Origin of the sequence: Paraburkholderia phytofirmans (assembly GCF_046028095.1) — a bacterium.
In the GTDB taxonomy this organism is placed as follows: Bacteria; Pseudomonadota; Gammaproteobacteria; order Burkholderiales; family Burkholderiaceae; genus Paraburkholderia; species Paraburkholderia phytofirmans_A.
In genome coordinates, this window is sequence record NZ_JAQQDJ010000026.1 from 1 (window position 1) to 24,941 (window position 24,941).

The 24,941-nt window shown below is 63.6% G+C and carries 22 protein-coding genes and 1 pseudogene; 8 read left to right on the forward strand and 15 right to left on the reverse strand.

Translation table 11 applies throughout. The features are described from left to right. The 3 genes from PQR54_RS37750 to PQR54_RS37760 all read left to right on the forward strand — a co-directional run. On the forward strand, positions 1–469 hold a 469-nt coding region (locus PQR54_RS37750), incomplete at its 5' end, for an acyl-CoA dehydrogenase C-terminal domain-containing protein (RefSeq protein WP_408255040.1). A gap of 13 nt (positions 470–482) precedes the next feature. Next, positions 483–2,180 carry an electron transfer flavoprotein-ubiquinone oxidoreductase gene (locus PQR54_RS37755; protein ID WP_408255043.1) on the forward strand — a complete coding sequence of 566 codons (1,698 nt, stop codon included), beginning with the start codon at positions 483–485 and terminating at the stop codon, positions 2,178–2,180. Between the two features lie 154 nt (positions 2,181–2,334). Then, positions 2,335–3,186: a 3-hydroxybutyryl-CoA dehydrogenase gene (locus PQR54_RS37760; protein WP_408255134.1), complete on the forward strand. Its 852-nt coding sequence runs from the start codon at positions 2,335–2,337 to the stop codon at positions 3,184–3,186. On the opposite strand, the gene PQR54_RS37765 is transcribed toward PQR54_RS37760, so the two are convergent. After that, positions 3,183–4,238: an AraC family transcriptional regulator gene (locus PQR54_RS37765; RefSeq protein ID WP_408255045.1), complete on the reverse strand. Its 1,056-nt coding sequence runs from the start codon at positions 4,236–4,238 to the stop codon at positions 3,183–3,185. The genes PQR54_RS37760 and PQR54_RS37765 overlap by 4 nt on opposite strands. 256 nt (positions 4,239–4,494) lie before the next feature. On the opposite strand from PQR54_RS37765, the gene PQR54_RS37770 reads away from it, so the two are divergent. Next, on the forward strand, positions 4,495–5,409 hold the full coding sequence (locus PQR54_RS37770; protein WP_408255047.1) for a LysR family transcriptional regulator: 915 nt from the start codon (positions 4,495–4,497) through the stop codon (positions 5,407–5,409). A gap of 11 nt (positions 5,410–5,420) precedes the next feature. Here PQR54_RS37770 and mdcH read toward each other — a convergent pair whose 3' ends face one another. The 14 genes and pseudogenes from mdcH to PQR54_RS37840 all read right to left on the reverse strand — a co-directional run bounded on the left by mdcH (position 5,421) and on the right by PQR54_RS37840 (position 17,566). Then, a complete protein-coding gene (mdcH, locus tag PQR54_RS37775) occupies positions 5,421–6,353 on the reverse strand; it encodes a malonate decarboxylase subunit epsilon (protein ID WP_408255049.1) in 933 nt (310 codons plus the stop codon). 39 nt (positions 6,354–6,392) lie between these two features. After that, a complete protein-coding gene (madM, locus tag PQR54_RS37780) occupies positions 6,393–7,160 on the reverse strand; it encodes a malonate transporter subunit MadM (RefSeq protein WP_134462759.1) in 768 nt (255 codons plus the stop codon). Positions 7,161–7,174: 14 nt separating this feature from the next. After that, positions 7,175–7,570, reverse strand: a complete 396-nt coding sequence (madL, locus tag PQR54_RS37785; RefSeq protein WP_408255052.1) for a malonate transporter subunit MadL — start codon at positions 7,568–7,570, stop codon at positions 7,175–7,177. A gap of 89 nt (positions 7,571–7,659) precedes the next feature. Further along, the gene (gene mdcE, locus PQR54_RS37790; RefSeq protein WP_408255054.1) at positions 7,660–8,475 is read right to left on the reverse strand and encodes a biotin-independent malonate decarboxylase subunit gamma; all 816 of its coding nucleotides are present in this window, start codon (positions 8,473–8,475) and stop codon (positions 7,660–7,662) included. Then, positions 8,472–9,323, reverse strand: coding sequence for a biotin-independent malonate decarboxylase subunit beta (locus PQR54_RS37795; protein WP_408255056.1), 852 nt, complete (start codon positions 9,321–9,323; stop codon positions 8,472–8,474). The genes mdcE and PQR54_RS37795 overlap by 4 nt, the downstream gene beginning before the upstream one ends. Before the next feature lie 5 nt (positions 9,324–9,328). Beyond that, positions 9,329–9,637: a malonate decarboxylase subunit delta gene (locus PQR54_RS37800; RefSeq protein WP_408255058.1), complete on the reverse strand. Its 309-nt coding sequence runs from the start codon at positions 9,635–9,637 to the stop codon at positions 9,329–9,331. A 34-nt stretch (positions 9,638–9,671) separates the two neighbouring features. Further along, positions 9,672–9,959, reverse strand: a complete 288-nt coding sequence (locus tag PQR54_RS37805; protein ID WP_408255060.1) for a triphosphoribosyl-dephospho-CoA synthase — start codon at positions 9,957–9,959, stop codon at positions 9,672–9,674. Beyond that, the gene (gene mdcA / locus PQR54_RS37810) at positions 9,959–11,620 is read right to left on the reverse strand and encodes a malonate decarboxylase subunit alpha (RefSeq protein ID WP_408255062.1); all 1,662 of its coding nucleotides are present in this window, start codon (positions 11,618–11,620) and stop codon (positions 9,959–9,961) included. Before mdcA ends, PQR54_RS37805 begins: the two co-directional genes overlap by 1 nt. 289 nt (positions 11,621–11,909) lie before the next feature. Beyond that, complete coding sequence (locus PQR54_RS37815; RefSeq protein ID WP_408255064.1) at positions 11,910–12,503, reverse strand: RBBP9/YdeN family alpha/beta hydrolase; 594 nt, start codon at positions 12,501–12,503, stop codon at positions 11,910–11,912. A 25-nt stretch (positions 12,504–12,528) separates the two neighbouring features. Then, the gene (locus PQR54_RS37820; RefSeq protein WP_408255066.1) at positions 12,529–13,854 is read right to left on the reverse strand and encodes an MFS transporter; all 1,326 of its coding nucleotides are present in this window, start codon (positions 13,852–13,854) and stop codon (positions 12,529–12,531) included. 325 nt (positions 13,855–14,179) lie between these two features. Next, positions 14,180–14,686, reverse strand: a pseudogene (locus PQR54_RS37825) (3-keto-5-aminohexanoate cleavage protein); the annotation flags it as partial. A gap of 56 nt (positions 14,687–14,742) precedes the next feature. After that, complete coding sequence (locus tag PQR54_RS37830) at positions 14,743–15,591, reverse strand: TauD/TfdA dioxygenase family protein (RefSeq protein ID WP_408255070.1); 849 nt, start codon at positions 15,589–15,591, stop codon at positions 14,743–14,745. A 10-nt stretch (positions 15,592–15,601) separates the two neighbouring features. Beyond that, positions 15,602–16,582, reverse strand: a complete 981-nt coding sequence (locus PQR54_RS37835) for a quinone oxidoreductase family protein (protein ID WP_408255072.1) — start codon at positions 16,580–16,582, stop codon at positions 15,602–15,604. A 42-nt stretch (positions 16,583–16,624) separates the two neighbouring features. Beyond that, entirely contained in the window at positions 16,625–17,566 is a 942-nt protein-coding gene (locus PQR54_RS37840; protein ID WP_408255074.1) for a universal stress protein, read from the reverse strand. 233 nt (positions 17,567–17,799) lie between these two features. Here PQR54_RS37840 and PQR54_RS37845 point away from each other — a divergent pair, with 233 nt between their 5' ends. The 4 genes from PQR54_RS37845 (at position 17,800) to PQR54_RS37860 (ending at position 24,795) form a co-directional block, all read left to right on the forward strand. Continuing rightward, complete coding sequence (locus tag PQR54_RS37845) at positions 17,800–20,499, forward strand: winged helix-turn-helix domain-containing protein (protein ID WP_408255076.1); 2,700 nt, start codon at positions 17,800–17,802, stop codon at positions 20,497–20,499. A 181-nt stretch (positions 20,500–20,680) separates the two neighbouring features. Beyond that, positions 20,681–22,342: a fatty acid--CoA ligase gene (locus PQR54_RS37850; protein ID WP_408255078.1), complete on the forward strand. Its 1,662-nt coding sequence runs from the start codon at positions 20,681–20,683 to the stop codon at positions 22,340–22,342. A 58-nt stretch (positions 22,343–22,400) separates the two neighbouring features. Further along, positions 22,401–23,525 (forward strand): porin, encoded by a 1,125-nt coding sequence (locus PQR54_RS37855; protein ID WP_408255080.1) that lies wholly within the window; start codon positions 22,401–22,403, stop codon positions 23,523–23,525. 211 nt (positions 23,526–23,736) lie between these two features. Further along, positions 23,737–24,795 (forward strand): beta-keto acid cleavage family enzyme, encoded by a 1,059-nt coding sequence (locus PQR54_RS37860; RefSeq protein ID WP_408255083.1) that lies wholly within the window; start codon positions 23,737–23,739, stop codon positions 24,793–24,795. The last annotated feature ends 146 nt before the right edge of the window (positions 24,796–24,941 follow it).

Below are 24,941 nucleotides of genomic sequence, written 5' to 3' on the forward strand. Positions count from 1 at the left end.
GACCGCGATTCAGACGAACGACCTGATCGGCCGCAAGACGGTGCGCGACGGCGGCAAGGTGGCGAAGTCGCTGCTCGCCGGGGTGGCTGCAACGATCGAGGCACTGGGCGTGCAGCAGGGCCCGGCGTTCGCGTCGATGAAGAAGTATCTCGCGCAGGGTCATCAATCGTTGGGCGCGGCGGTGGATTTCGTCGTGGCCAATACGAAGGGCGATCCGAACGCGGTGTTCGCCGGCAGCGTGCCGTATCTGAAACTCGCGGGCATTGTGCTGGGCGGCTGGCAGATGGCGCGCGCGTTGCTGGTGGCGGCGCAAAAGCGCGACGAAGATCCGTCGTTCTACGGCGCCAAGATCGCAACCGCGCAGTTCTATGCTGAGCATGTGCTGCCGCTGGCGTCGGCGCTCGAAGCGTCGATTGTCAGCGCAAAGGGTGGGGAGAGTGTGCTGGCTTTGTCGGAAGATCAGTTCTAACGAATAGGGCGTCATGACCATTGCAAATTGGCAGATCGATCCGTCCTCGCGATGGGTCGACGAATACGGTCCACGCGAGTCGATGGAATACGACGTCGTGATCGTCGGCGGCGGCCCGGCTGGCCTGTCCGCGGCGATCCGCCTGAAGCAGCTGGCTGCTGAGAAAAACGTCGAGATTGGCGTGTGCGTACTGGAAAAAGGCTCGGAGATCGGGGCTCATATCCTGTCGGGCGCGGTGATGGATCCGCGCGCGATCAGCGAACTGATCCCGGACTGGAAAGAAAAAGGCGCGCCGCTGACGGTGGATGTGACCGAGGACAAGTTCCTGTTCCTCACGGAAACCGGCTCGAAGAGCGTGCCGACCTGGGCGCTGCCGGACAACTTCAAGAATCACGGCAACTATGTGATCAGCCTCGCGAATGTGACACGCTGGCTTGGTCAGCAGGCTGAGGCGCTGGGTGTCGAGATTTTCCCGGGCTTTCCGGCGGCTGAGATCCTGTACAACGATGACGGTTCGGTCAAAGGTGTCGCGACCGGCAACCTGGGCATCGGCAAGGACGGCGAGCCGACCGAGAACTTCCAGCTCGGCATGGAGCTGCACGCGAAGTACACGCTGTTCTGCGAAGGCGCGCGCGGTCACCTCGGCCGTCAGCTGAACGACAAATTCAAGCTGCGCGAAGGCGCCGATCCGCAGGTCTACGGGATCGGCATCAAGGAACTGTGGGAAATCGATCCGTCGAAGCACAAGCCGGGTCTGGTCATGCACACGGCCGGCTGGCCGCTGGAGAACGATACGTACGGCGGCTCGTTCCTGTATCACATGGATAACAACCAGGTGGTGGTGGGATTTGTGGTCGGCCTCGGCTATACGAACCCGTACCTGTCGCCGTTCGAGGAATTCCAGCGCTACAAGACGCATCCGGCGATTCGCGCCGTGCTCGAAGGTGGCAAGCGTGTGTCGTACGGTGCACGGGCAATCACGGCGGGCGGTTTGATGTCGCTGCCGAAGCTGGTGTTCCCGGGCGGCGCGCTGGTCGGCGACGATGCGGGTTTCCTGAACGCATCGCGGATCAAGGGTTCGCATGCGGCGATCAAGACCGGCATGCTGGCCGCTGAAGCCGCTTTCGACGCTGTGCAGGCTGGACGTCAGAACGACGAACTCACCGCGTATCCGGAGAGCTTCAAGACCTCGTGGCTGCACACCGAACTGCATCGTGCGCGCAACTTCAAGCAGTGGATGAGCAAGGGCCTGTACCTCGGCACACTGATGGTCGGCATCGAGCAGAAGCTGCTGGGCGGCAATGTGCCGTGGACGCTGCATCACCAGCATTCGGATCACGAGATGCTCAAGCCCGCGTCGCAATGCAAACCGATCGTGTATCCGAAGCCGGATGGCAAGCTCACGTTCGACCGGCTCTCTTCCGTGTTCATCTCGAACACGAATCACGAGGAAAACCAGCCGGCTCACCTGACGCTTAAAGATCCATCGGTGCCGGTGAACGTGAACTGGCAGACGTATGCCGGTCCGGAGTCACGCTATTGCCCGGCAGCGGTGTACGAGTTCGTGAAAAACGACGACGGCAGCGAACGCCTCGTGATCAACGCGCAGAACTGCGTGCACTGCAAGACCTGCGATATCAAGGACCCGACGCAAAACATCGTGTGGGTGACGCCGGAAGGCGGCGGCGGTCCGAACTATCCGAACATGTGAACATTGAATCGCAATGCGGACGCGCGCAAAGCGGTCCGTTCGCACTGCCATTGGCAAATTCGGCGGAAGCCTGAAAGATTTGCCGCCGACCGAACTCGGGTTCGAGAACCTTCAGTGAGCGCGGTGCATTGCACCGGGGAGTAAAACAATGGTGATGAAAATCGAAACGGTGGGGATTGTCGGCGCGGGCACGATGGGCAACGGTATCGCTCAGACGATTGCCATGGCCGGCATGAAAGCGATCATGATCGACCTTCACGACGCCGCGCTCGACGCAGGCATGGCGACTTTGAAGGGCAGTCTCGAACGACTCGTATCCAAAGGAAAAATCGATGTGGCGGCGCGCGACAATGCGCTCGCTCGCATCGAAACTTCGACTGACTATCAGCGTTTCGCCGACGTCGATATCGTGATCGAAGCGGCCACGGAAAATGGCGAATTGAAAACTCGCATCCTGCGGCAGATCGAAGCCGTGGTCCGGCCCGATGCGATCATTGCGTCCAACACGTCGTCGATTTCAATCACCGCGCTTGGGGCGACGCTGGCGGACCCATCACGCTTCATCGGCATGCATTTTTTCAATCCGGTGCCGTTGCTCGCACTCGTGGAAATCATTCGTGGTTTGCAGACTAGCGCCGATACCGCTGAAGCCGTTCGTGAGCTGACGGTGCGGCTCGACAAGTCGCCCATCGGTGTGATGAACTCGCCGGGCTTCGTGGTCAACCGGATTCTCGTGCCGATGATCAACGAGGCCTTCTTCGTGCTCGCCGAGGGCGTGGCCACGGCGGAAGAGATCGATACAGGCATGCGGCTCGGTGCGAATCATCCGATCGGCCCGCTGGCCCTCGCCGATCTGATCGGACTGGACGTCTGTCTCTCGGTGCTCGACGTGCTCTTCAACGACTTCCGCGATTCGAAATACCGCGCTTCGCCTTTGCTGCGTGAATACGTGGCCGCAGGGCAACTCGGACGGAAAACACGCCGCGGTGTCTACCAATACGGCTAGATCGAGGCTTTCATAGCGCCGGCGTGCCCGGCCGTTTCTGAATGACTGGGCGAAACCGTCGTTCGGTAAGCGTTGGGCGTGCTGCCTGTCCAATGCCGGAACGCGCGATGAAACGCGGACGCGCTGTCGAAGCCCACATCGAAGGCGATCGACGCAATGGCATCCTCAGAGCGCGTGAGTTTTTGAATCGCGATGTCGCGCCGCACCTCGTCCTTGATCGACTGGAAATTGGTGCCCTCCGCAACCAGTCGGCGGCATAGCGTGCGCACGGAATGGTGCAGTTCGAGCGCGACGTCTTCGATGGTCGGGATCTCCGGCAGAGAATCGGCGACGTGCTGCCGGACGCGATGGCACATCATCTGCGCGCCAAAGGAGACGAAGATCCAGTCCTCTGGCGCTCGCGCCAGAAAGGTATTCAAATCTGACTTGCGTTGCCGGATGGGCAGGTCGAGCAACGCTGCGTCGAAGGCGATGCTGGTTCCGGTTGCGCCGAAGCGGATCGGTCCGGGAAACAGATAGAGATGGTCGCCGGCCTGAGCCGGTCGCGGGAAATCAAAAGATACTTCCGCGAGTGGGATTTTTTGCCAGATCAGCCAGGATGCCACGCCGTGCACGAGCTTGAGCATCAATTCCCGGCCCAGCGGACTCACGGGCGGCCCGTGCGGATCGACTACCATCTCGACATAACCGAATTGACCATCGCGCCGAATGTGCAGGCGGAAATCGGCGAGAATCAGGTGGAAAAACTGGCCGAAGCGGTTGAGGGCGACTTCGAGCTTGCCTGCGTCGAGCAGGCTCAGGCACAGATACTTCAGCAAGCCGTTGCGCAGCGGACGGCTGAAGATGCCGGGCATTTCATCATCGAGCTCCATCGCGAGCAAGCGGTATAGCGTCGAAAACTGCTCCTGGGTGACGCGCGCGCCGGGCTGCGACAGCAACTCGGGCGCGATGCCTGAGCGCTCGGCGAATTGCGTCATCGTCGCCCGATCGACACCGGAGAGGAATCCATGCACGACGGACATCGAGACGGTAGCTTTGAGTGGTTCCTGCATAGTGGAAAGAGGCTTCGTTTAGGAGAATGCCGCCGCTTTGGCCCGAGCTAACCCTCTCTCTGTCCCCAAGGATCTGTAACACGGCATGTGAGTATCCTGGCGGGTAAACGACGGGAGGGAAATCGCCGTCGGCCGACCGTATTTTGGCACGTTCGTCGTCTGGTCAGCGGCTGCCCGAACCATGCGGGGTTGTCGCTATTGGTCCCGCGCGGGCATACGCCGATAATGGCTCATTTCAACCATTCAATAGCCCCAGATGCGCGACCGAATCGATGAGGAGATCACCTTCCGCAAGCTGGAAGTTCTGCTCGCGTTCATGGAGACCGGCAACCTCTCAAAGGCGGCCGAGGCGTTGAACGTGAGCACGGTCAGCGTGCACCGGGCGCTGCATTCGCTCGAACAAGGCGTGCGCTGTGCGCTGTTCCGGCATGAAGGCCGCAACCTCAAGTCGACGGAAGCGGCGCAAATGCTCGCCGATGTCGCTCAGGAGGTCCTCGCGCTGATGTCCGATGGCATTCGCGCAACGCGCGATGCCGCCGGCTACTCGTCGGACCGCCTGAGGATCGGCTCGCTGTACTCGCTGACCATCAAGACCGTGCCTGGCATCGTCGTCGACCTCAAGGTGCGGCGGCCGACGCTTCAGGTCGAACTCGCGCTCGGTTCGAACGCCGAGCTACTCGACAAGCTCAAGCAAGGCGCCGTCGATGCGGCCCTGATGGCCGTGCCGGAGAGCGAACCCGAAGTCGCGGCGCTGCCTCTTTTCGAAGACGACATCTTTTTCGCCGCACCTGCCAACTCGCCGTACGCGAAACTTGAAGCGGTCGATTTGCGTGACTGCCGCGACGAGACGTTCGTTTCACTCGGCGAGGGTTTCGTCACCTATCACGGCTTTGTGGACGCGTTTCGCGTCGCGGACTTCACGCCGAACGTGACGATGAAAGTGGGTGACATCTTCTCGCTGATGAACCTGGTGAGCGGCGGGGTCGGCTGTACGCTATTGCCGGGCCGGGTGCGCGGCGTGTTCGGCGACAAGGTGCAATTCATTCCGCTCAAGCCGCAATACCTGATGCGCCAGACCATCGGCGTCAGCTTCCTGCGCGCCCGCGAGCGCGATCCGAATCTGCTCGCGCTGATGGCCGTCTGCCGTCTGCGCACGAGAAGCGCCGGCTGAGATTCAGACCGTCAGTCGCGCGCCAACTCGCGCTCGATCAGCATGCGAAGGTCCGGCAGCGCGGTGTCGCCGCAGCTTGCCGCGATGCCTTCGTTGAATGTCGCGCTGCTCAAGCGGGTCAACACGTTGCCGGGCGGCATCTCGATCGCGAGGCGGGCGCCTCGCTCCCACGCGAGCCGCACGGTGTCGAACCAGCGCACCTGACGCGCCATATTGCCGGCAAGATCGGCCGCGATGAGTGGGCCGTCGAAGAGCGGGCGTGCCGCGCTGCTGCTCAGATACACGGCACGAGGCGCATACAGCGTGACCTCTTCGAACGCTTTGGCGAGCGCGGCCGCCGGCTCGTCGAGCAGCGCGCAATGCGACGGCACGGGCACGTTAAGACGTTCGCAGCGTTGCGCGCCACGTTCTACTGCAAGGGTCGCGAGTTCGCGCATCGCGCCGTCGCTGCCCGCGACCACCATCTGCGTCTCGGCGTTGATGTTGGCCAGAAAGACGGGCATGGCCGCGCTGTCGACCTGGGCGATCAAAGGTTCGAGCGAACGTTGTTTCAGGCCGACGATCGCCGTCATCCCGTAGCCGCCGGGGTACGTGCGTTCCATCAACTGGCCGCGCAACGCGACGAGCCTGACGGCGTCGGCGAAGCGCAGGGCGCCGACGCTCACCGCGGCCGGGTACGCACCAATCGACAAGCCCGCGACCATGTCGGGCTCGTGGCCAGTGCTGCTGAACAGGCGCGCCTGCGCGACGCCCGCCACCAGCAGGCACAGTTGCACGGCGACGGTGGAGCGCAGCGAATCCGCTTCATCGAGAGACCGGACGTCGTAGCCCAACGTGTCGCTCGCCTCTTCAATCGTGCGCGCCGTTTCGACGTGATCCGGCAGCGCGTGCAGCATGCCGCACTTTTGCGAACCCTGGCCGGGGAAGGTGAAGAGGACGCTCATGATGCACCCGCCGTCGTCAGTCTCTGCTTGCCTGTGTTATCACGCGCCCATCAATGCCCGCGTCGCAAAGAACAGCACCGAAGGCCCGAGCAGGCAGCCGATGCCCGTGTGAAACGTCGCGATCAGCGCGCCGTACGGCACGAGCCGCCGGTCGGTCGCGGCGAGGCCGGCGCTCACGCCGCTCACCGTACCCGCAAGGCCGCCGAAGATCATCGCGGAGCGGGGCGTCTTCAGTCCCATGAAGCCGGCCGCGATCGGCGTGCCGATCATCACGATGATTGCCTTGATCAGCCCCGTCGCGATGCTGAGCGCAATCACGTCAGAGCTTGCGCCGATCGCGGCGCCCGTCACCGGACCGACGATATAGGTGACCGCGCCCGCACCGATGGTCGTCATGCTGACCGCGTCGGTGTAGCCGAACGCATGAGCGATGCTCGCGCCGACGATGAACGGCAACAAGGTGCCGAGCAGCAGAGACACGACACCGATCAGCCCGGCCTTGCGCGCCTCGTTAGCCTGCACCTCGAACGCGGTGGCGACGATGGCGAAATCGCGCAGCATCGCACCGCCCATCAGGCCGACGCCCGTGAAGAGCGGCAGGTCGGCGAGACCTTTCTGTCCTCCCGTGAAGACGCCGCCGAGCCAGGCGAGCACGAGGCCGATCACGATCGCGATGGCCGAGCCGTGCACGCGTCCGAACGTCAGTTTGCGCGAAATCAACGACGACACCCACATGATCAGACCCACCAGCGCGAACGAAGTCACGAGGCCGTTCTGAACGAATATTTTTTCGAGCATATGCAACATGATGGACTCCTGCTTCAGATTTCTTCGAGTTGCGGGGCGTTCACGAACGACGTGCTATCGCGACCGGTGCGGGTGAGGACGGCGATGCAGCACGCGCAGACAGCGGCGGCGGCGAATGCCGACAGCAGCGCCACCGGCCCGCCCTTGACCGCCGCAACGACGTTCTGGTTGGCGGCCATGGCGACCACCACGGGGATATACATCGCGCCCCAGAAGCCCACGCCCGCTTCGGTTTCCTTGGGCAGCAGCCCCTTCTTGTGCAGATAGAGGCGCAAGAAAATCAGCAGGAGCATCGCGATGCCGACGCCGCCCACATTCGTCTTGACACCGATGGCGACCCCGAGCAGATCGCCGAGAAAGAGTCCCGCCAGATGGCAGAACGCAAGTAGTGCGGTTCCGTAAATGATCATGTTGTGTCTCCTGCATAGCTCTATTGGTTTCTGATGAATGGATGCGAAAAAGCATCACGTGGCGCCATTACGGCTGAATCAAGGCGGCGTCATTGCCATTGCTCCCGTAATTTCTGCCGTACCGTGACCGACGCGGCCCGGTGCGGGCTGTGAAGCCGTCCGGCAAGCCCGCGCGATGGATCGGCGCGGATGTCGTCGAATGCGTCTTGCAACGCCTTTTCCACGCCGGCTTGATCCGCCGCGGTCGGCGCATCGGCGTTGCGTACGCCAAGCAACTTCCACAGCAACCCGAGCGACGCATAGTTGTCGATGTCGTAGGCCATCGGCGGCACATGCGCGGTGAACGCCTCCAGATCGGCCACCGAGCGAAGCGTGATGCGCGCGGCGGATGCCTTGCCCATCGCGTGAACCAGCACTTGCGGATCGGCGAGCGCGATCAGCCGGTTCGCCTGATAGCCGTGCGCGAGAAACGCGCCGGACATGGCATGCCCGACAATCAGGCCGATCACCGGATGGCCCGCAAGACGCGCGCTCGCATAGGCATCGGCGGCGCCCGCAAGCGCCTGATGAATCCCGTACGCTTCTTCGCGCCGTCCGTACGCCTGGCTCGCGACATCGACAATGGCGACGAGCGCGCGCTTCTCGTCGCGCCCGGCGTCCGCCTCGACGACTTCCCGCACGGCGCGCGCAATCTGCCAACCTTCAACGAGACCGACCTCGCCGCGTCGCACGCGGGGAAACGGATTGTCCGGGTCCGGTACCACGGCGATATAACGCGCAGCATGCTCGCCCAGCCGCGCATCCGCAACCCTCACCGAAGGCGGATAGCCCACGTGCAACGGCGCGCTGTAGGTCAGCGCGTCCAGCCAGACCGCGCCGCGCGCGGAAAGCTCCTTTGTGCTCATGACTGAAACCCCTTGCCGTAGATGGCGGCCACGTGTTCCGGGGTGGCCTGCACGCCCGGATCGATTTCGTCGAGCCGCCGCAGAAAACCGGCGACGCGTTCGCTGCGGCACGCTTCTGGACGTCCCGCGCGAAATAGATCGATGACGGCCGCGCGGATTGCGTCGGCGTCGTCGGCTGCGTACACGTCGACCAGTCCGGTGCGATAGCGCTGTTCGCAGCCGGTGAAGCTCCAGATCATCGGACGGTCGCGTGAATCGTATTCCGCGATGCCAGCTTCCTGCTCGATGACGGCCGGTCCGTTGAGTCCGAGGCGCGCTTCGCGCGTGCCGATCAGGTAGCTGCACAAACCCGCCGAGATCGACATGCCGCCATAGCAGCCGATCGGGCCGGCGGTGATGCCGATCACCGGCTGGTAGCGCCGCAAGTCGACGATCGCGGCGTGAATCTCCGCAATCGCAGCGAGCCCGAGATTCGCCTCCTGCAGGCGCACGCCACCGGTCTCGAAGAGAATCACCGCGCGTGTCGGGATGCCGTTGCGGTTGTCGTCGGCGGCGAGTTCGAGGCTGCCCGCGATCTTCGCCGCCGACACTTCGCCCATGCTGCCGCCCTGGTATCCGCCATCGATGGCGAGCACGACCGTGGGCTGTCCATCCAGCTCGCCTTTCGCGACCACGGTGCCGTCGTCAGCCTGAGTCACGATGCCTTGTCGCGCGAGCCAGGGCGAACGCACACGCTCGAACGGATCGAGCAGCTCGCGAAACGTGCCGGCGTCGAGCAGCCTCCTGGCCCGGCTGCGCGCATCGAGCTCGATGAAGCTCTGGCGTTCGAGCAATTGCTGTGTATCCATGATCGTTATGCTCCGCCGGTTGATTGCAGTTGTTCGAACACTTGCCGGATGCGCATTTGCACGACGCCGGGTGTCGCGCCGGAATCGTTGATTTCGAGCTTCGCGGCCGGCAGCGAGCCGTCGCCAAAGATGCGCGCGAGCACGGCTTCCCAGACCGGGCCTTTGCCGTCGACAGAAGTCGTGATGTTCACAACGGTGCGATGCGCGGTGTTGGCTTCGAGCAGGACTTCGAGGTCCCCCGAGGCCACCACGCCGGCCACCGTGCGGCCTTGCGCGGGTTGCCCGGCCGGGAATTCGAGGGCGATGGTTTCCATGTGCGTTCCTATGCCTTCGTCGTGACAGGCTTCGTCATATGAGGGGCTTCGGCCTGAAGCCGGTCGAGAAAGAGGGTGGCGGCAAGCAGATCGGCCGCGCCGGTTCCGCAAAGATTGGCTGCAACGTCAGGACCGATGTGCACATCCGCTTCCAGTCGAGATCGTGATGCGCGCCCTGGCTGCGGATATCGACGAGTCCGGGTTTCGGCGCGAGCGTGACTTCGGCGATCAGCGCCGCGACCACCTGCGCGCTCAAACGCTCGGCAAGGCCGGATGCTTCGCGGCGCGGCTGCGTGTCGTTGATCGCGAGGTTCTCGCGCATTACCAGCTCCGAAAGCGTGCGGGCGGCTCGTACAGTCCGTCCGACCAGTCGACGAGGTCCGCCATGCTCTTCGCCGCGAGCAATGAACGGGTCGCTTCGCTGCGATGAATGCCGAGGTCTTCGGGCAACGCGACGAAACCATCGCGCCGCAGCGCCGCGCGTTTCTCCGCGCTGCTCGCGAGGCCGATAGGCGTCACGCCCGCAACCGCCGCGATCATCTCCATGCGATGTTCGAGCGAGCGCGCCTTGTAGAGATAGGCGATGCCTTCCTCGGTCAGCACGTGCGTGACGTCATCGCCATAAATCATGACCGGGGCGAGCGGCATGCCGGATTCCCGCCCGACCGCGACTGCATCGAGCGACTCGACGATGGTCGGCTGACCGCCGGCCTGAAACGTCTCGACCATCTGCACGACGAGCTTGCGGCCACGTTCGAGCGGACTGTCGGTTTGAAGCAGATCGAGCCAGGCAGGGGTGGCGTGGCGGCGGCCGTGCGGATCGTGCCCCATGTTGGGTGCACCGCCGAAGCCGGTCAGGCGCCCGTGCGTCACAGTCGACGAATTGCCGGTGCCGTCCATCTGCAAGGTCGAACCGATGAACATGTCGACCGCGTATTGCCCGGCAATCTGGCTCATCGCGCGATTGGAGCGCATCGATCCGTCGCGGCCTGTGAAGAAGACGTCTGGCCGTTGCGCGACGTAGGCTTCCATCCCGAGTTCGCTGCCGAAACAATGCACGCTTTCGATCCAGCCGGTTTCGATCGCGGGGATCAGCGTGGGGTGCGGATTGAGCGTCCAGTGCCTGGCGATTTTGCCCTTGAGGCCGAGCTTTTCGCCGTAGGTTGGCAGGATCAGTTCAATCGCGGCCGTGTTGAAGCCGATGCCGTGATTGAGCGACTGCACCTGATGCCGCTCGTAGATGCCGCGAATCGCCATCATCGCCATCAGCACCTGGATCGGCGTGATGAGGCGCGGGTCGCGCGTGAAAAGCGGCTCGATGAAAAACGGCTTATCCGACTGGACCACGAAGTCGATCCACGAGCCGGGGATGTCGACGCGCGGCAGGTCCTTGGGGTCGTCGACGATCTCGTTGACCTGTGCGATCACGATGCCGTCACGAAACGCGGCCGCTTCGACTATCGCCGGCGTGTCTTCGGTGCTCGGGCCCGTGTACAGATTGCCATCGCGATCGGCCTTGTATCCGGCGACCAGCACGACGTTGGGCGTCAGATCGACATAGAGCCGCGCATACAGTTCGATGTAGGTATGGATCGCACCGATCTCGAGGATGCCGTCTTGCAGGAACTGCGAAATGCGCAGGCTTTGCGCACCGGCGAACGCGAAATCGAGCTTTCTGGCGATACCGCGTTCGAACAGATCAAGATGCTCGGCACGGCTCACGGCCGGGATGATCAGATGCAGATCATGAACACGTTCCGGATCGACTTTCGCGAGCGAGCGCGACAGGAAGTCCGCCTGCTTCTGATTGTTGCCCTCGACGACCACACGGTCGCCTGGGGCGATCAGCGCCTGCAGGACGTCGACGATGCGGTCGGTGGGGAGCACCACGCCGTCTGCGATCGATGCGACGCGCGCGAGCCGGCGATGCTTTTCCGCGCGGCGCGTAGCCCAGCGGGACGGAGACTGGCTTTGACGGGACATGTGCGCTCTCGCTCAGGACATGAGGCGAGTCTAGGAAGCGAGAAATCCTGGTTCAATCAAGCTTGGGATGCGACTGTTATCCCAAGGGTAACGATCTTGGGTGGTGAGTGCTGAAAGCCTGACAGGACGGGCTTGCGCTACGGACGACGTTGCCCTGGGGTCTCCCCGGGGTTGTCGGACCATATTTGGTGAGTTGGGGGGAGAGCGCAGCTTGATTTGCTGCCGCTCCTGAGCCGTCATTTGTGTCCGCGGTACTCAATCAGGATGTCGATGGCCATCGACACGGTGGTCATCGGCAAAGAGGACCTTCCGGTGCAGCCACTCGACAGAGTTCGTCGATGAATTCAACAGCACGTGGCCATTCACCGTAACCCGATGCGGGGTTGAGATGACCGACAGCACCGACGTCGACCAGACGGCTACCCCAATCAGTCGCCAGCCGTGTGACTACTTCGATCCGCGCAAGCGGGTCGTTAGTGCTGGCCGCCAAGATACTCGGGAACGGTAGCCTGGTTCGTGGCGCAGGCAGCCAGCCATGTCGACGCAGCGCATCTATCGTCGGATAGCCGGGCGGCAGCGGCGATTCGAAATCTGGTGGCGCCGCGAGCAGCGCGCCCTTGATCTCGCGCCGGTGCTGCTGTGCCCAATGCACGGTGATCATCACCCCGGCACTGTGCGACACGAGCACGACAGGGCCGTCGATGCCGGCGAGCACCTCGTCGAGTGCAGCGACCCTCGCCGCGCAACTCAGCTTGTCGTGTTCCAGTGGCGGCACCACGCGCGAATTGCGGAGCTTGCGCGCAAGAAGCGTTTGCCAGTGATCGTCGACGTGGTCCCGCAGGCCGGGAACGATCAGGATGGTGGGTGGCGAAGAGGCGTTCATCGTTGACCTTGATGCGTAAAAAATATCATTCGTGCGTGGCGTGATTGCGCGCATCGTGAATGCGGCGCAGGTCTTTCGCGTAGGTCTGCTTGCCCGCGAAGAATGCGGCCGCGCCGATCAGGGGAACAATGGGAATGAGCTGCAAGGTGCCGAGCAGACCGATTCTGTCCGCGATAAACCCTGTCAGCACGGCGGCCGGCGCCAGCCCCATCAGGTTATTAGCCAGCGTCAGCGTCGCGAAAGCCGAGGCATGGATAGACGAAGGCGTCAGGTTCGCGACCATCGCGCCGGACGGGCCGGATGCGCCTGCGCTGACGAACATGCCGATGCCGATCAGAACAAGCTGCAACGGACCTGCCTGTAGCCGGAAGGCAATGCCCAGCACTGAAAACGACACGAGGCAATAGACAATCGCCGTGACCCACTTTCTTACCGTGGCCGTTTTGCTGATCCGGTCGGTCACCATGCCGCAAACCACCATCCCGACGCCCGTCAGCAGGACGAATCCCGACGCGGCGACCGCGGCGCTGCCGGGCGCCATCGAGTAATAACGGTTCAGATAGCTGGGCATCCATGCGAACAGGGCGGCCGGCACGAACAGGTGCAAGCCGCTGCCGATGTACGCGCAGACCACGGAGCGCGAAGCAAACAGTCCCTTCATCAGCAAGCGGAAGCTCAGGCGTACGCCAGGTTTGCACGGTGCCTCCACGCTGACTGTCTCGCGCAGCCGCGCCAGCCTCTTTTCCGTAACGACGATGCGATAGACGATCACGAGCAGAATGCCGAAGGCTGCGATCAGGCCAAACGACCAGCGCCACCCGAGGTGAGCGGCAATGCTGCCGCCTAACGCCATGCCGAGCACGGAGCCGAAGGCGCCGCCCGCCATGAAGGCCCCGGTGAGTGTCGAGCGCAGATGGGCGGGGAACACGCTCAGCACGAGCGCGACACCGACGCTCCCATAAGCGGCTTCGCCGAGGCCAACGAACGCACGCGCCACGAGCATTTCACCGTAGCTCGTCGACACGGCGCATCCCAGCGTGGCAAGACTCCAGAGCGCCGCCATCAGCGCGATGCTGTTCGTGCGGCCCCAGCGATCGGCGAGTACCGACAAGGGGAAGGTGAGTAATCCCACCATCAACGCGACGACGCTGCTGAGCGAACCCAACTGCGTATCCGACAAATGCCACGCCGTCTTGAGCAATGGAAAGACCGCATTCAGGACCTGCCGTGACATGTAGTCCGACAGCAGCAGGCCGAGTGTCAGCGCGAACACGGTCCATGCATAGGTGCGGGAGGCGGCCGGGACAGAACGAACGCTGCCGGCCTCGAGCTCGATATCGTGCAGGTACAAGATTGTCTCCTCCAGTTCTCGGCGACGCGGTTCTCTCGCGCGCATCTCTGCGCGCCGGACCATTTTTGAAGCTGGGCATCGCGCGACGCCCGGCTTCGCCTTCGAACTGTCAATGTTGATGCGGGGGCCGGACGGCCACATCTCGCATGATGTTGCGCTTTCAGGCGGCCTGCAACGCCGCGGTTTTCGTGGCGCCGCCGCGGTTGGGCGCCATGCCGTTGGCGCTCAGCGTCTCGTCGGCATCCTTGTATTGCACGCCGATCCGGTAGATCTCGCGGGCTTCCTTGCCCGACGCAATCTGCCGTCCCAACTCGCACGGCACGCGCACGGTCATTTCGCTGTACGCCGCCTTCAAGGCTTCGTCGGCGAGCGAGGTGCCTGCCAGATACTTGGGGTAGAGCAACTCCATGATATTCATCTGCGTGGTATTGATGGCGACGGTCACCTGGTCAGGCTTCGGTTCGAGATCGGCGAGCATGTGACGCGTGTCGTCGGAGAGCCACTTGGCGGCCTGGCCGTCGTCTTCCGGTGCGAACGAGATCGAACCGCCCACCTGGATGATCATGTCGGGTACTGCGGCACGCACACCGGCGATCAATTCGTTGAACTTCGAGAGCCGCTTCGAGCCTTTGCGGTCGCGTTCGCGCACGTGCAGATGAAGGACCGTCGCGCCGGCGTCGTAGCAGTCGGCAGCTTTCTGGATCTGCTCTTCCATCGTGACCGGAATGTCTTCCGGGAAGTCGACCGGCATCCACTCAGGCCCGTAAGGCGCTACCGTGATAACCACCTTCTCCATGTTTTCGGGGTGCAGCGAGTCGTCGAAAAAATGCATTTTTTCCTCTGCTTCAGTGGGGTGACGCCAGACAGCGTGATTGCCGGCGTGAGTGATCAGAAGGGCACGTCGCCGACGATTCCCGCGCGTTCCATCTTGCGATGGCACGGCGGATAGTCCATCACCGCGTAGTGCTGCGTGCTGCGGTTATCCCAGATCGCAATGCTGTTTTTCTGCCAGCGCCAGCGCACCTGGTACTCGGGGATCTGCGCCTGGCTGATCAGGTAGCTGAGCAACTGGCCAGCGCCGGGATTCGCGTCCTGCCCGAAGCGCACGCGTTCGGGCGTGTGATAGTTCGTGAAGTGCGTTGCAAAGGCGTTGACGAACAGCACCTTCTCGCCGGTCTCCGGGTGGGTGCGGACCACCGGATGTTCGGCATCGGGATATTGCGCTTTGAGCGCCAGCCGCTTTTCGATCGGCATGGCCGCGCCGAAGCTGGCTTCTATGCTGTGGCGCGCGCGCAAATCGGCGATCTGCGTCTTGATGTTCTCCGGCAGGTTTTCGTAGGCCAGCACCATGTTGGCCCACATCGTGTCGCCGCCCACCGGCGGGCACTCCACGCATCGCAGTACCGCGCCGAATTGCGGCGCCACGCGCCAGGTGGCATCGGAATGCCACGCGTTCTCGTAGCGGTCGTTTGGCTGATCGGGCGTCTTGTAGATACGCACGAGTCCCGGATAATCGGGATCGCTACCCGCAACCGGGTGATCCTCGAGTTCGCCAAAGCGCCGTGCGAAAGCGACGTGTTCGTCCCGCGTGATGTCCTGATCGCGCAGGAACACGACGCGGTGCTTCAACAGCGCGGCGCGGATTGCGGCGAAAAGACCGTCGTCGTGAATCGCGTCGCCGAGATGAACGCCGACCAGTTCCGCACCGATGCTGCATGTAAGAGGTTCGATCCGCATGATTCTTTCCTCAGACCATCAGGACGGAAGAGCCGGTCGTCCGGCGCGATTCCAGGTCGCGATGGGCCTGGGCGGCATCCTGCAACGCATAGCGCTGATTGATCTCGATCTTGATGCGGCCGGCGGCGACGTGGTCGAATAGTTCGCCGGCCAGGGCGTCTTTCTCGGCGGGATCGGCGATGTAGTCGGCGAGCGCGGGGCGCGTCAGATAGAGCGACCCCTTCATCGCAAGCATCTGCGGATTGAACGGCGGAATCGGGCCGGACGCGGTGCCGACACACACCATCAGGCCGCGCCGCTTCAGTGAGTCCAGCGACGCCTCGAAGGTGTCCTTGCCGACACTGTCGAACACGACGTCGACGCCGGCGCCTTCGGTCAGTTCGCGCACACGTTTCGCAACGTCTTCGCGGCTATAGTCGATCGTGTAGTCGCAACCATGCGAGCGGGCGACCGCTGCTTTGCTTTCGCTCGATACGGTGCCGATCACGGTCAGCCCCAGCAGTTTTGCCCACTGCGACACGATCAACCCAACGCCGCCCGCGGCGGCATGCAGCAGGATGCGCTGACCAGGCTGAAATGCGTGGATGCGGCGGAGCAGATAGGCGGACGTGAGGCCACGCATGGTCATCGCGGCAGCCGTCTCGCAGGAGATGCCGTCCGGCAACCGGATCAGCGGCGCTGCCGCGATCAGCCGTTCAGTGCTGTAAGCGCCGAGCGTGTTGAGAAAACCGGTGTAGGTGACGCGGTCGCCCACGGCGACGTTCGTCACGTCCGGCCCGATTGCCTCGACGACGCCCGCGGCCTCCACGCCCATGCCCGCAGGCAAGGGCATCGGGTACAGGCCGGTGCGGAAGTAAGTGTCGGCGAAATTGAGTCCGACGGCTTCGTGGCGCAGCCGGACCTGGCCCGGACCCGGCTCGCCCACGGCCACGTCTTCCCAGCGCAACACCTCGGGACCGCCGGTTTCAACCATTCGTATTGCTTGTGCCATTCATGTCTCCAATTTCTTTGGCGGGGCTTCGTGCCCGTTTCTTTACAGCGTCGGGGGGCTCGGCGACTTGTCGGTGGGCCCGGCGGAAAACTCTTGCGCCAATGCATGCCAGTCGGTGTCGCTCAAATAGCGTCGCGCGGCGGGCAACACTACGCCTTCCTTGCGCCCCATATTCTCCCAGGTGAATCGCGCGCACGCGCGCAGACCCTCTTCGATTGTCATGCCGGCCGCGGCGGATTCGCCGCCGCGTGCAACCAGCCGGACCAATTCGTCGAACATTTGATTGGCGCGCTGATGCTGCCGTCCCAGTTCGTCAAGTTCCGCATCGACGGCGGACGTGTGCGTGCGCAACCGCGCAAACAGGGCTTCGGTCATCGCGTGATGATCCGGCCTTTGCAACTCTTTCAGGTGGCCGGCAATCTCGTGCAGCGTTGCCGGCTCGAACGGACGGTCCGGTCGACACGTTATCCGCGCAACGCGAAGCGCGGCATGCAGGTGCGCGGCGATCGTGCGTTGCCCGGCAAGCAGAATGCCGATCGCCCGGGCGACTGCCGGGCGCGGATCGATCGCGGACGTCAACACCGCCACGCCGCCGCCGTCGACCGTAGTCATGCCGTGCTCCGACGTTCCATTCGATGGCGCCAGCGGCCACGGCGCGACGCAGATCAGATCGCAACCGTGTGCTCGCGCAGTCGCGGCGATCACGGACGCTGCCGCATTCGCACCGGGTGAAGCCAGCGAACACGGTACGCCCTGCGCGCGTGCCGCTGCTTCGGCCCGGGCGAGCAGTTCTCCTGTCACGTCGTCGGCGGGTGGCTGAGCGGGGCGGTCGGTTTGTGCCTCGCCGCTCGACGCCGTGAGGCACGCCGGCCGCGGGCAAAAGGTGATCCGCGCGCCGATCGACTGGGCGAACTCGACCGCCTGGCCGAGCGCTTCGATAGACGCATCGGTGCCGTCGACGGGGACGAGAAGATGACGGTACATGAGATATATTGCTCACCAATTGGATTCGGGCCGGGTACCTCGGCGTAGGAAACGAAACCTTCGCCGCACCGCGTGCCCGTTGAGAACACAGCGTAGTACGTCGGTGCGTCGGGCGCCCCTCTCGTCATGGGAGGGGGCTTGACGCACGCGGACGATCCGACCCATCCTGTAAACGCGCCGCCGGCAAAAGCATCCCGCACCTGCCGGCCCGGAACGTCGTCCAACCTCGCCAGATGTCCTCCACTTCCCTCGGCAACGAACCCGCTACGACAGAAATCGTCCTGAAGACGATCGCGCCGCGCGCCCCGCTTCATCTGCTGGCGCGTTCGCGGTTGAGCGCGGTGGGGCCGTCGTTCAATGGTCAGCCGATCGTGCTCGTGCAAGCGCCCGCCGGATATGGCAAGACGTCGCTGCTGGCGCAGTGGCGGCGCGAGCATCTGGCGGCCGGCGCCGCGGTCGCGTGGCTACTCGCCGACGAACGTGACGACGCTGAACACATCCTGCCCAGCCTCGTCCACGCCATGCGCACGGCGTGTGCGCAGCCTGGCTTCGGCCGTCTGTTGCTGGACGGCGCGACGTCGGTGGCGGGCGACCTGGATAGCGTGACCGCCTGGCTCGCGGAAGTGGCGCGGCTGTCGCTCGACGTCGTGCTGTTCATCGACGACGCCGACCGGATGCCCGCCGACGGCGCCGAGGTGCTCGCCTATGTGCTGCACAATGCGCCGCCGAACCTGCGCGTGATCGTCGCCGCGCGAGGCGGCCTCGAATCGGCATTCGGCGATCTGCTCGCCTATGGTCAGGCGACGCTGGTGGGCCCCGAGGCGCTGCGCTTTCGTCTCGACGAAACCATTGCGCTGATCGGCAACCGCTTCGGCCCGCGCGTGGATGCCGATGCCTGCGCGCGGCTCTTCGAAGCGACAGATGGCTGGCCGCTCGGCTTGCAACTCGCGCTTGCGGCCATGGCGCACGCGGCCGATCCGCGCAAGACCGTCGAATCGCTGGCAACTGGTCCGGGCCGGGCACGCGACCAACTCGTGGGCGCGTTGCTGGCTAAGCTGTCGCCGGAAGACGAGGCGTTTCTCACACGCATCAGCGTGGTTGACATGTTGCATCCCGACCTTTGCGCAGCGCTCACCGGCGACCCTGGCGCACCCGAACGGCTGCTGAGTCTCGTGCGGCAAACGCCGGTGTTCATCACCTCCGAAGACGGCCTTTGGTGCCGGTTGCACATGCTGGTGCGCGACGTGCTGCGCGAGCGGTTCCAGGCGCTCGACGCCGGCGAGCAGACCACGCTTCATACGCGCGCGATGACGTGGCTCTCCGCTCAGGGCATGTTGCAGGAGGCAGCGCATCATGCGCTCGCGGCAGGGCAGCACCAGACCGCCTACGAGTTGGCGGACCGTTGGCTGCACGATGCCGTCAAGCAGGGGCATCTGGGCACCGTGCTGGACTGGCTCGACCGGTTGCCGGAAGCGGAGCTGGAGCGGCGCCCGCGCCTGCGTCTCGCGGCGGCATGGGCACTCGCGCTCGGACAGCGGCACGAGGAAGCGCGCTGCCAGGTCGAGCGCGTTCTCGCGGCGCCGGGTGTCGGCACGGAACTGCGCTACGAGTGCGCGCTGATTCTGAGCGCGGCCGCCTATTACGCGGACGAACCCGATCGCTTTGTCGAGCTGTTCGAACCATGGGCGGACCATCAGCCCGACGGGGCGTCGTGGCTTGCGCAGGTCCACGCGAATCGTCTGTCGGCACGCTCGGTGCTGTGCGGCGAGCCGGCACAGGCGCGCCGGATCCAGCAACGCATGCCGCGCGCGGAAGTGAGGGACGGGCACGGTTACGTCGCGCGCTGGGGCGATCACACGGTCGGTTTGAGCTATCTGAGGGAAGGGCAATTGCGCCTCGCCGAAGAAGTCGTGGTGCCGGCGCTGGCCAGCGCCGAAGCTGACCTCGGGCGGCGGCATCCGCTTACCTGCATGTTTGCGGCGATCTGCGCGGCACTCAGCTACGAAGCCGATCGCATCGACGAAGCCGCGGCACTGCTCGCGAACCGGCTGGATGTGCTGGAACGCGGCGGTACGCCCGAGACCGTCATGCTCGCCTACTGCACGGCCGCACGCATTGCCGGCGCGCGCGGCAGCGAGCATCGCGCGCTCGATCTGCTGGAAGCGCTGTACGCAATGGGCGTGGCACGGCATCTTCCGCGCTTGCGCATCGCGAGTATCGCCGAACAGGTTCGCATCCATGCGAGCCGGTATCGGGCCGAGACCTGCGACGCGCTGGTGCGCGACATCGACGAGATCATGGCGGCTCCCGCGACACCGCGAGGGCCGTTGTGGCGGAGTTCAGTCGTTCTCCTGCAAGTGCTCGCGCGCGCACGCGCCGATCTGGCGGCGCGGCGCAACGACGGCATGCTGCGGACCCTCGCCGACGCGGCAGAACTCGCGCAAGCGCAAAAGCTCGGCGTTCCGAGGATCGAATTGATGGCGCTGCGCGCCTTCGCACTCGAGCAGACCGGCGAAAATGGGCTACCGCTGCTGCGCGAGGCGATGAACCTCGCACAGACTTACGACCTCACACGTACGCTCGCTGACGCGCATCCGGCGCTGGCGGATTGGGCGAGGCGCGTGAGCGTAGATCAGGTCGATGCCGGCAGCACCGCTCGTACGATCGCCGTGCCGCGCATTGCCCGGCCGCCTGCCTTGCGCGGGCCCGGCAATCCACGCGCGGTGCCGAGCGTCGTGTTGACGCCCAAGGAGCGCGAAATCCTCGAACTGCTCGCGCGTAATCTGTCGAACAAGGAAATCGCCGTGGCCGCGACGGTCGGCGAGGGCACGGTGAAGTGGCACCTGAAGAACCTGTTCGGTAAGCTCGATGCAAGTTCGCGCAAGCATGCGGTGCGCCGCGCGCTCGTACTCGGCCTGCTCGAAGAGGCCTGACGGCAATCTCGCGGCGCGTGCGGCGTACTGTTGACTGCACACTCTCGCCGTCTCAGCCAGCACTGAGTGTTTTCCATACCCCTCCCGCGACGGGAGGGGTTCGCACGTAGGGCGTTGCGTATTCTTGCCTGTACCAGCCGGCACGATGCCGCCATGTTTCCCGGTGCAGGAGAGCATTTCCGTGCAACAGTTCGATCCGTCCGACCCTCTGATTACCCCCACGCCGTCGGCCTACGCCTATCCGTTGCTCGTCAGGCAATTGCTGGTGAATGCACTTGCCGTATCGGCGGAGCAGGAGATCGTGTATCGCGGCGAGCGGCGCTACACGTTCGCCATGCTCAACCGCCGCATCGGCCGCCTTGCCAATGCGCTCGCTTCGCTCGGTGTGCGGCACGGTTCGACCGTGGCGATCATGGACTGGGACAGTCATCGCTATCTCGAAGGATATTTCGGTATCCCGATGATGGGCGCGACGATGTTCACGGTCAACGTGCGCACGTCTTCGCAACAGATCGCCTACGCGCTGAACGACGCGAATGCGCAGGTGCTGATCGTGCATGCGGATTTTCTGCCGCTCCTCGAGCAGATTCGCGGCGAACTGCGCAGTGTGCGCGAGGTGATCGTCGCGGATGACGGCAACGTGCATGACGTGCCGTCGATTCCGTTTACCGGCGAATACGAACACCTGCTGGACGCCGCCTCCGAGCACTTTCCCTTTGAGGACTTCGACGAGAACACTCGCGCGGCGCTTTTCTACACCACCGGTACGACGGGCGATCCCAAGGGCGTGTTCTACAGCCACAGGCAGATCGTGCTGCATGCGCTGGCAACGGCGGCCACACTGTGCTCGCCTCGCGAGGGACAACGGCTGCATCGTGAAGACGTCTACATGCCGATCACACCGATGTTTCATGTGCTCGCGTGGGGGATGCCGTATATCGCGGTGCTGCTAGGCCTGAAGATCGTGCTGCCCGGCCGCTATCAGCCCGACACGCTGTTGAAGCTGAAAGCCACTGAGAAGGTGACGTTTTCGCATTGCGTGCCCACGTTGTTGCAAATGCTGCTCGCCGCTTCCGCGCAAGACAGGCAGGCACTTGCCGGCTGGAAGATGCTGATCGGCGGCTCGGCGCTGTCGCCCACGCTATGTCGGGCGGCACTGGCCCGTGGCATCGATGTGTTTTCCGGCTATGGGATGTCCGAGACCGGGCCTGTGGTCGCACTGTCGCAATGCGCGCCTAGCTCGGAGCCGGTCAGTCCCGACGAAGATGTTCGCCGGCGTTGTATGGCCGGACGGCCGGTGCCGATGGTCGAACTGCGCGTGGTCGACGCCGCGATGAACGACGTGGCACGCGACGGCTTCAGCCAGGGGGAGATCGTGTTGCGCGCGCCGTTCCTCACGCAGGGCTATCACGGCAAGCCGCAGGCATCGGAAGCGCTGTGGGCGAACGGCTATCTGCACACGCAGGATGTGGCCGTCGTCGCGCGCGATGGCTATGTGCAGATCGTCGATCGCATGAAGGACGTGATCAAGACCGGTGGTGAATGGGTGTCGTCCATCGAGGTCGAGGGCTTGATCAACGCCATTCCGGGTGTGCGCGAAAGCGCGGTGGTCGGCGTGAAGGACGAAAAGTGGGGCGAGCGTCCACAGGCTTTCATCGTGTGCGAACCGGATGCGTCGTTGACCGGCGGCGAAGTGCGCTCGCACTTGCTTGCGCTGGTCGAGACGAACCGGATCAGCCGATATGCGGTGCCCGATCCCACGCGCATCGCCTTTGTCGCGGAGATTCCGAAGACCAGTGTCGGCAAGATCGACAAGAAGCTGCTGCGCCGACAGTTCGACTGATTGCAATGTTGGACCCCGTCCGGGCGAACGGCGGTAACGATAAAACAATGGAGACACAATGAAGGTGAAACTGACCGCAGCCGCCTTGCTGATCATAGGCACAGGCGTCGCGCATGCGCAGTCGTCGGTGACGCTCTATGGCATCCTCGATTCCGGCTTCCTGTACCAGAGCAGTTCGGCGGCGACATTTGCAGCGAATGCGCCGAACACAGGCAAGGTATTCCGCTTCAAGGACGGCGGCATCTACTCGAGTATCTGGGGTATCCGCGGCAGCGAGGATATTGGCGGCGGCTACAAGGTCAACTTCAGACTGCAAGGTTCATTCGACAGCGGCACCGGCAAGTCGGGGCTTGCCGACACGCCTGGCGCAACGGCGATGTTCAATCAGATCACGACGATTGGCGTTTCGGGACCGGTCGGCACCTTCACGGCCGGACGCCAGATCGTGCCGATGATCTACGCAATGGCTGAGACCGACCTGCGCTCGGCCCAGTATTTCGGCAGCATTCTGACCGCGTGGCTTGGCTTGAACCAGGCGGCCGGCTGGCCGGGCAACAGCACGAATGCGCCGATCGGCGCTCTTTACGACAGCAACGCGCTGGTGTACCAGTCGCCGGTTTTCGGCGGCGTGTCCCTCGGACTCGAATATGCGCCCGGCGGCGTCGCGGGGCAATTGCAGGGCGGCACGCGCGAGTCCGCCGTCCTGAAGTACGCCAACTACGGTCTCAACCTGGCCGCTGTCTACTACAACGGGCACGATACCAATCCTGCGCCCGGCGCACCGCTGACCGGCGTGAACAACAATCGCTTCGTCTACCTCGGTGCGCTTTATTCGATCGACGGCTTCTCGTTTTCCGCTTCGTATGCAAATGGTAGAAATCCTGCGCATTCGAACCAGGTCAACCTCGACATGTATTCGGCAGGGCTCGGCTATCGCTTTTCGCCCGCGTTCAAAGTGACGTCCGGTGTCTATTATCTGAAGGACAAGAATCATTCTTCGAACAAGTCGACGGAAGTTGCGCTCAGTGCCGAATACAACGTATCGAAACGCACGCTGGCCTACGCGCAGGTTGGCCACGTCAACAACCGGGGCGGCATGAATCAGACGATCGTCTATGGGCAGCCGGTTGCGCCGGGTGTCGCGACGACGGCGGTCATGATCGGCTTGCGCCATAACTTCTGAGTGAACTCGCGGCGACGTATCGTGCTCGCATCGATCCACGCTGATATCAGCGTGCCGAAACCCTGTCATGAAATGTGAAGTCTCTGGCGCGAGTTGCAAAGCGCCTGGGAAGCCTGCTCTTGATAGTTGACTCCATTTGACGAGCGACAGGTCCATCAACCCGGTCCTCTGATTCGTTTCCCTAAACCTAACCTGCCTTTGGAGACATGCCATGAACTTTCTCGACGGCTCGCTGTACCCTGAAAACCAGCAACCTCTCGTCATTACAGCCGCGCCTTACGCACCGTCGTGGGTGCCTTCCGACTTCCCGGAAGACATTCCAGTGACGATCGAACAGCAGATCCAGAAGGCAGTGGACTGCTACAACGCGGGCGCTACCGTGCTGCACCTGCATGTGCGCGAACTCGACGGCAAGGGCAGCAAGCGCCTGTCGAAGTTCAACGAACTGATTGCCGGCGTGCGCAATGCGGTGCCCGAGATGGTCATCCAGGTGGGCGGCTCGATCAGTTTCGCGCCCGAGACCGAAGGCGCCGCCGCCAAATGGTTGAGCGACGACACGCGCCACATGCTCGCCGAACTCGATCCCAAGCCCGACCAGGTCACGGTGACGATCAACACGTCGCAGATGAACGTCGTGGAGCACTGGGAGGATGATGACGTCAAGGGAACCTCAATGGAGGACCCCGAGGTGTACAACGCGTACAAGGAGATGACGGTTCCCGCGCAGCCCGGTTGGGCCGAAGAGCACATCCGGCGCCTGAACGAGGCGAGGATTCAGAGTGCGTTCCAGTGCTACAACATCAACAGCTTCGAATCGGTTGAGCGGTTGATCCGGCGCGGCGTATACAAAGGTCCGCTGGTCATGAACTGGGTGGCGATCGGCGGCGGCATGGACGCGCCGAATATCTACAACCTCGCCAACTTCGTGCGCGCCACGCCCGACGGCGCGGTGCTGACCGTAGAGAGCTCGATGCGCAACGTGCTGCCGGTCAACATGATGGGTATCGCGTTGGGTCTGCACGTGCGCTGCGGCATCGAAGACAACCTCTGGAACCAGGCGCGGACGAAAAAGATGAGCACGGTCGAGCAGATCGAGCAACTGGTGCGCATCTCGCGCGAGTTCGGCCGTGAGGTGGCCACTGCCCAGCAGGCGCGCGATATCAGCAGGATCGGCGTGTTCTACGACACGGTGGAAGAGACGCTGCTGGCCAATGGCTTCGCGCCGAACCGCAACGGCGGCAATCAGGGCTTCCTGCGCAAGGCCGGCTGAACGTCCTATACGCCATGGAGGGACACCTCACTGAGCCAAAGCGTGCGGGTCCGGGCTCGGACAGGCCTGTCCCTATGAAGGCCCAGGCGCAACGTGCGACTTTACCGGCCTATCTGGATTCGTATAAAGTGAATCCATCACTCCCC

Coding starts and splice junctions, on each gene's coding strand:
- PQR54_RS37855 (WP_408255080.1), top strand. CDS start 22,401: ATGAAGGTGAAACTGACCGCAGCCGCCTTGCTGATCATAGGCACAGGC.
- madM (WP_134462759.1), bottom strand. CDS start 7,160: ATGTTGCATATGCTCGAAAAAATATTCGTTCAGAACGGCCTCGTGACT.
- mdcA (WP_408255062.1), bottom strand. CDS start 11,620: ATGTCCCGTCAAAGCCAGTCTCCGTCCCGCTGGGCTACGCGCCGCGCG.
- PQR54_RS37840 (WP_408255074.1), bottom strand. CDS start 17,566: ATGTACCGTCATCTTCTCGTCCCCGTCGACGGCACCGATGCGTCTATC.
- PQR54_RS37755 (WP_408255043.1), top strand. CDS start 483: ATGACCATTGCAAATTGGCAGATCGATCCGTCCTCGCGATGGGTCGAC.
- PQR54_RS37805 (WP_408255060.1), bottom strand. CDS start 9,959: ATGCGCGAGAACCTCGCGATCAACGACACGCAGCCGCGCCGCGAAGCA.
- madL (WP_408255052.1), bottom strand. CDS start 7,570: ATGATCATTTACGGAACCGCACTACTTGCGTTCTGCCATCTGGCGGGA.
- PQR54_RS37770 (WP_408255047.1), top strand. CDS start 4,495: ATGCGCGACCGAATCGATGAGGAGATCACCTTCCGCAAGCTGGAAGTT.
- PQR54_RS37845 (WP_408255076.1), top strand. CDS start 17,800: ATGTCCTCCACTTCCCTCGGCAACGAACCCGCTACGACAGAAATCGTC.
- PQR54_RS37765 (WP_408255045.1), bottom strand. CDS start 4,238: ATGCAGGAACCACTCAAAGCTACCGTCTCGATGTCCGTCGTGCATGGA.
- PQR54_RS37860 (WP_408255083.1), top strand. CDS start 23,737: ATGAACTTTCTCGACGGCTCGCTGTACCCTGAAAACCAGCAACCTCTC.
- PQR54_RS37800 (WP_408255058.1), bottom strand. CDS start 9,637: ATGGAAACCATCGCCCTCGAATTCCCGGCCGGGCAACCCGCGCAAGGC.
- PQR54_RS37815 (WP_408255064.1), bottom strand. CDS start 12,503: ATGAACGCCTCTTCGCCACCCACCATCCTGATCGTTCCCGGCCTGCGG.
- PQR54_RS37795 (WP_408255056.1), bottom strand. CDS start 9,323: ATGGATACACAGCAATTGCTCGAACGCCAGAGCTTCATCGAGCTCGAT.
- PQR54_RS37835 (WP_408255072.1), bottom strand. CDS start 16,582: ATGGCACAAGCAATACGAATGGTTGAAACCGGCGGTCCCGAGGTGTTG.
- mdcH (WP_408255049.1), bottom strand. CDS start 6,353: ATGAGCGTCCTCTTCACCTTCCCCGGCCAGGGTTCGCAAAAGTGCGGC.
- PQR54_RS37760 (WP_408255134.1), top strand. CDS start 2,335: ATGAAAATCGAAACGGTGGGGATTGTCGGCGCGGGCACGATGGGCAAC.
- mdcE (WP_408255054.1), bottom strand. CDS start 8,475: ATGAGCACAAAGGAGCTTTCCGCGCGCGGCGCGGTCTGGCTGGACGCG.
- PQR54_RS37830 (WP_408255070.1), bottom strand. CDS start 15,591: ATGCGGATCGAACCTCTTACATGCAGCATCGGTGCGGAACTGGTCGGC.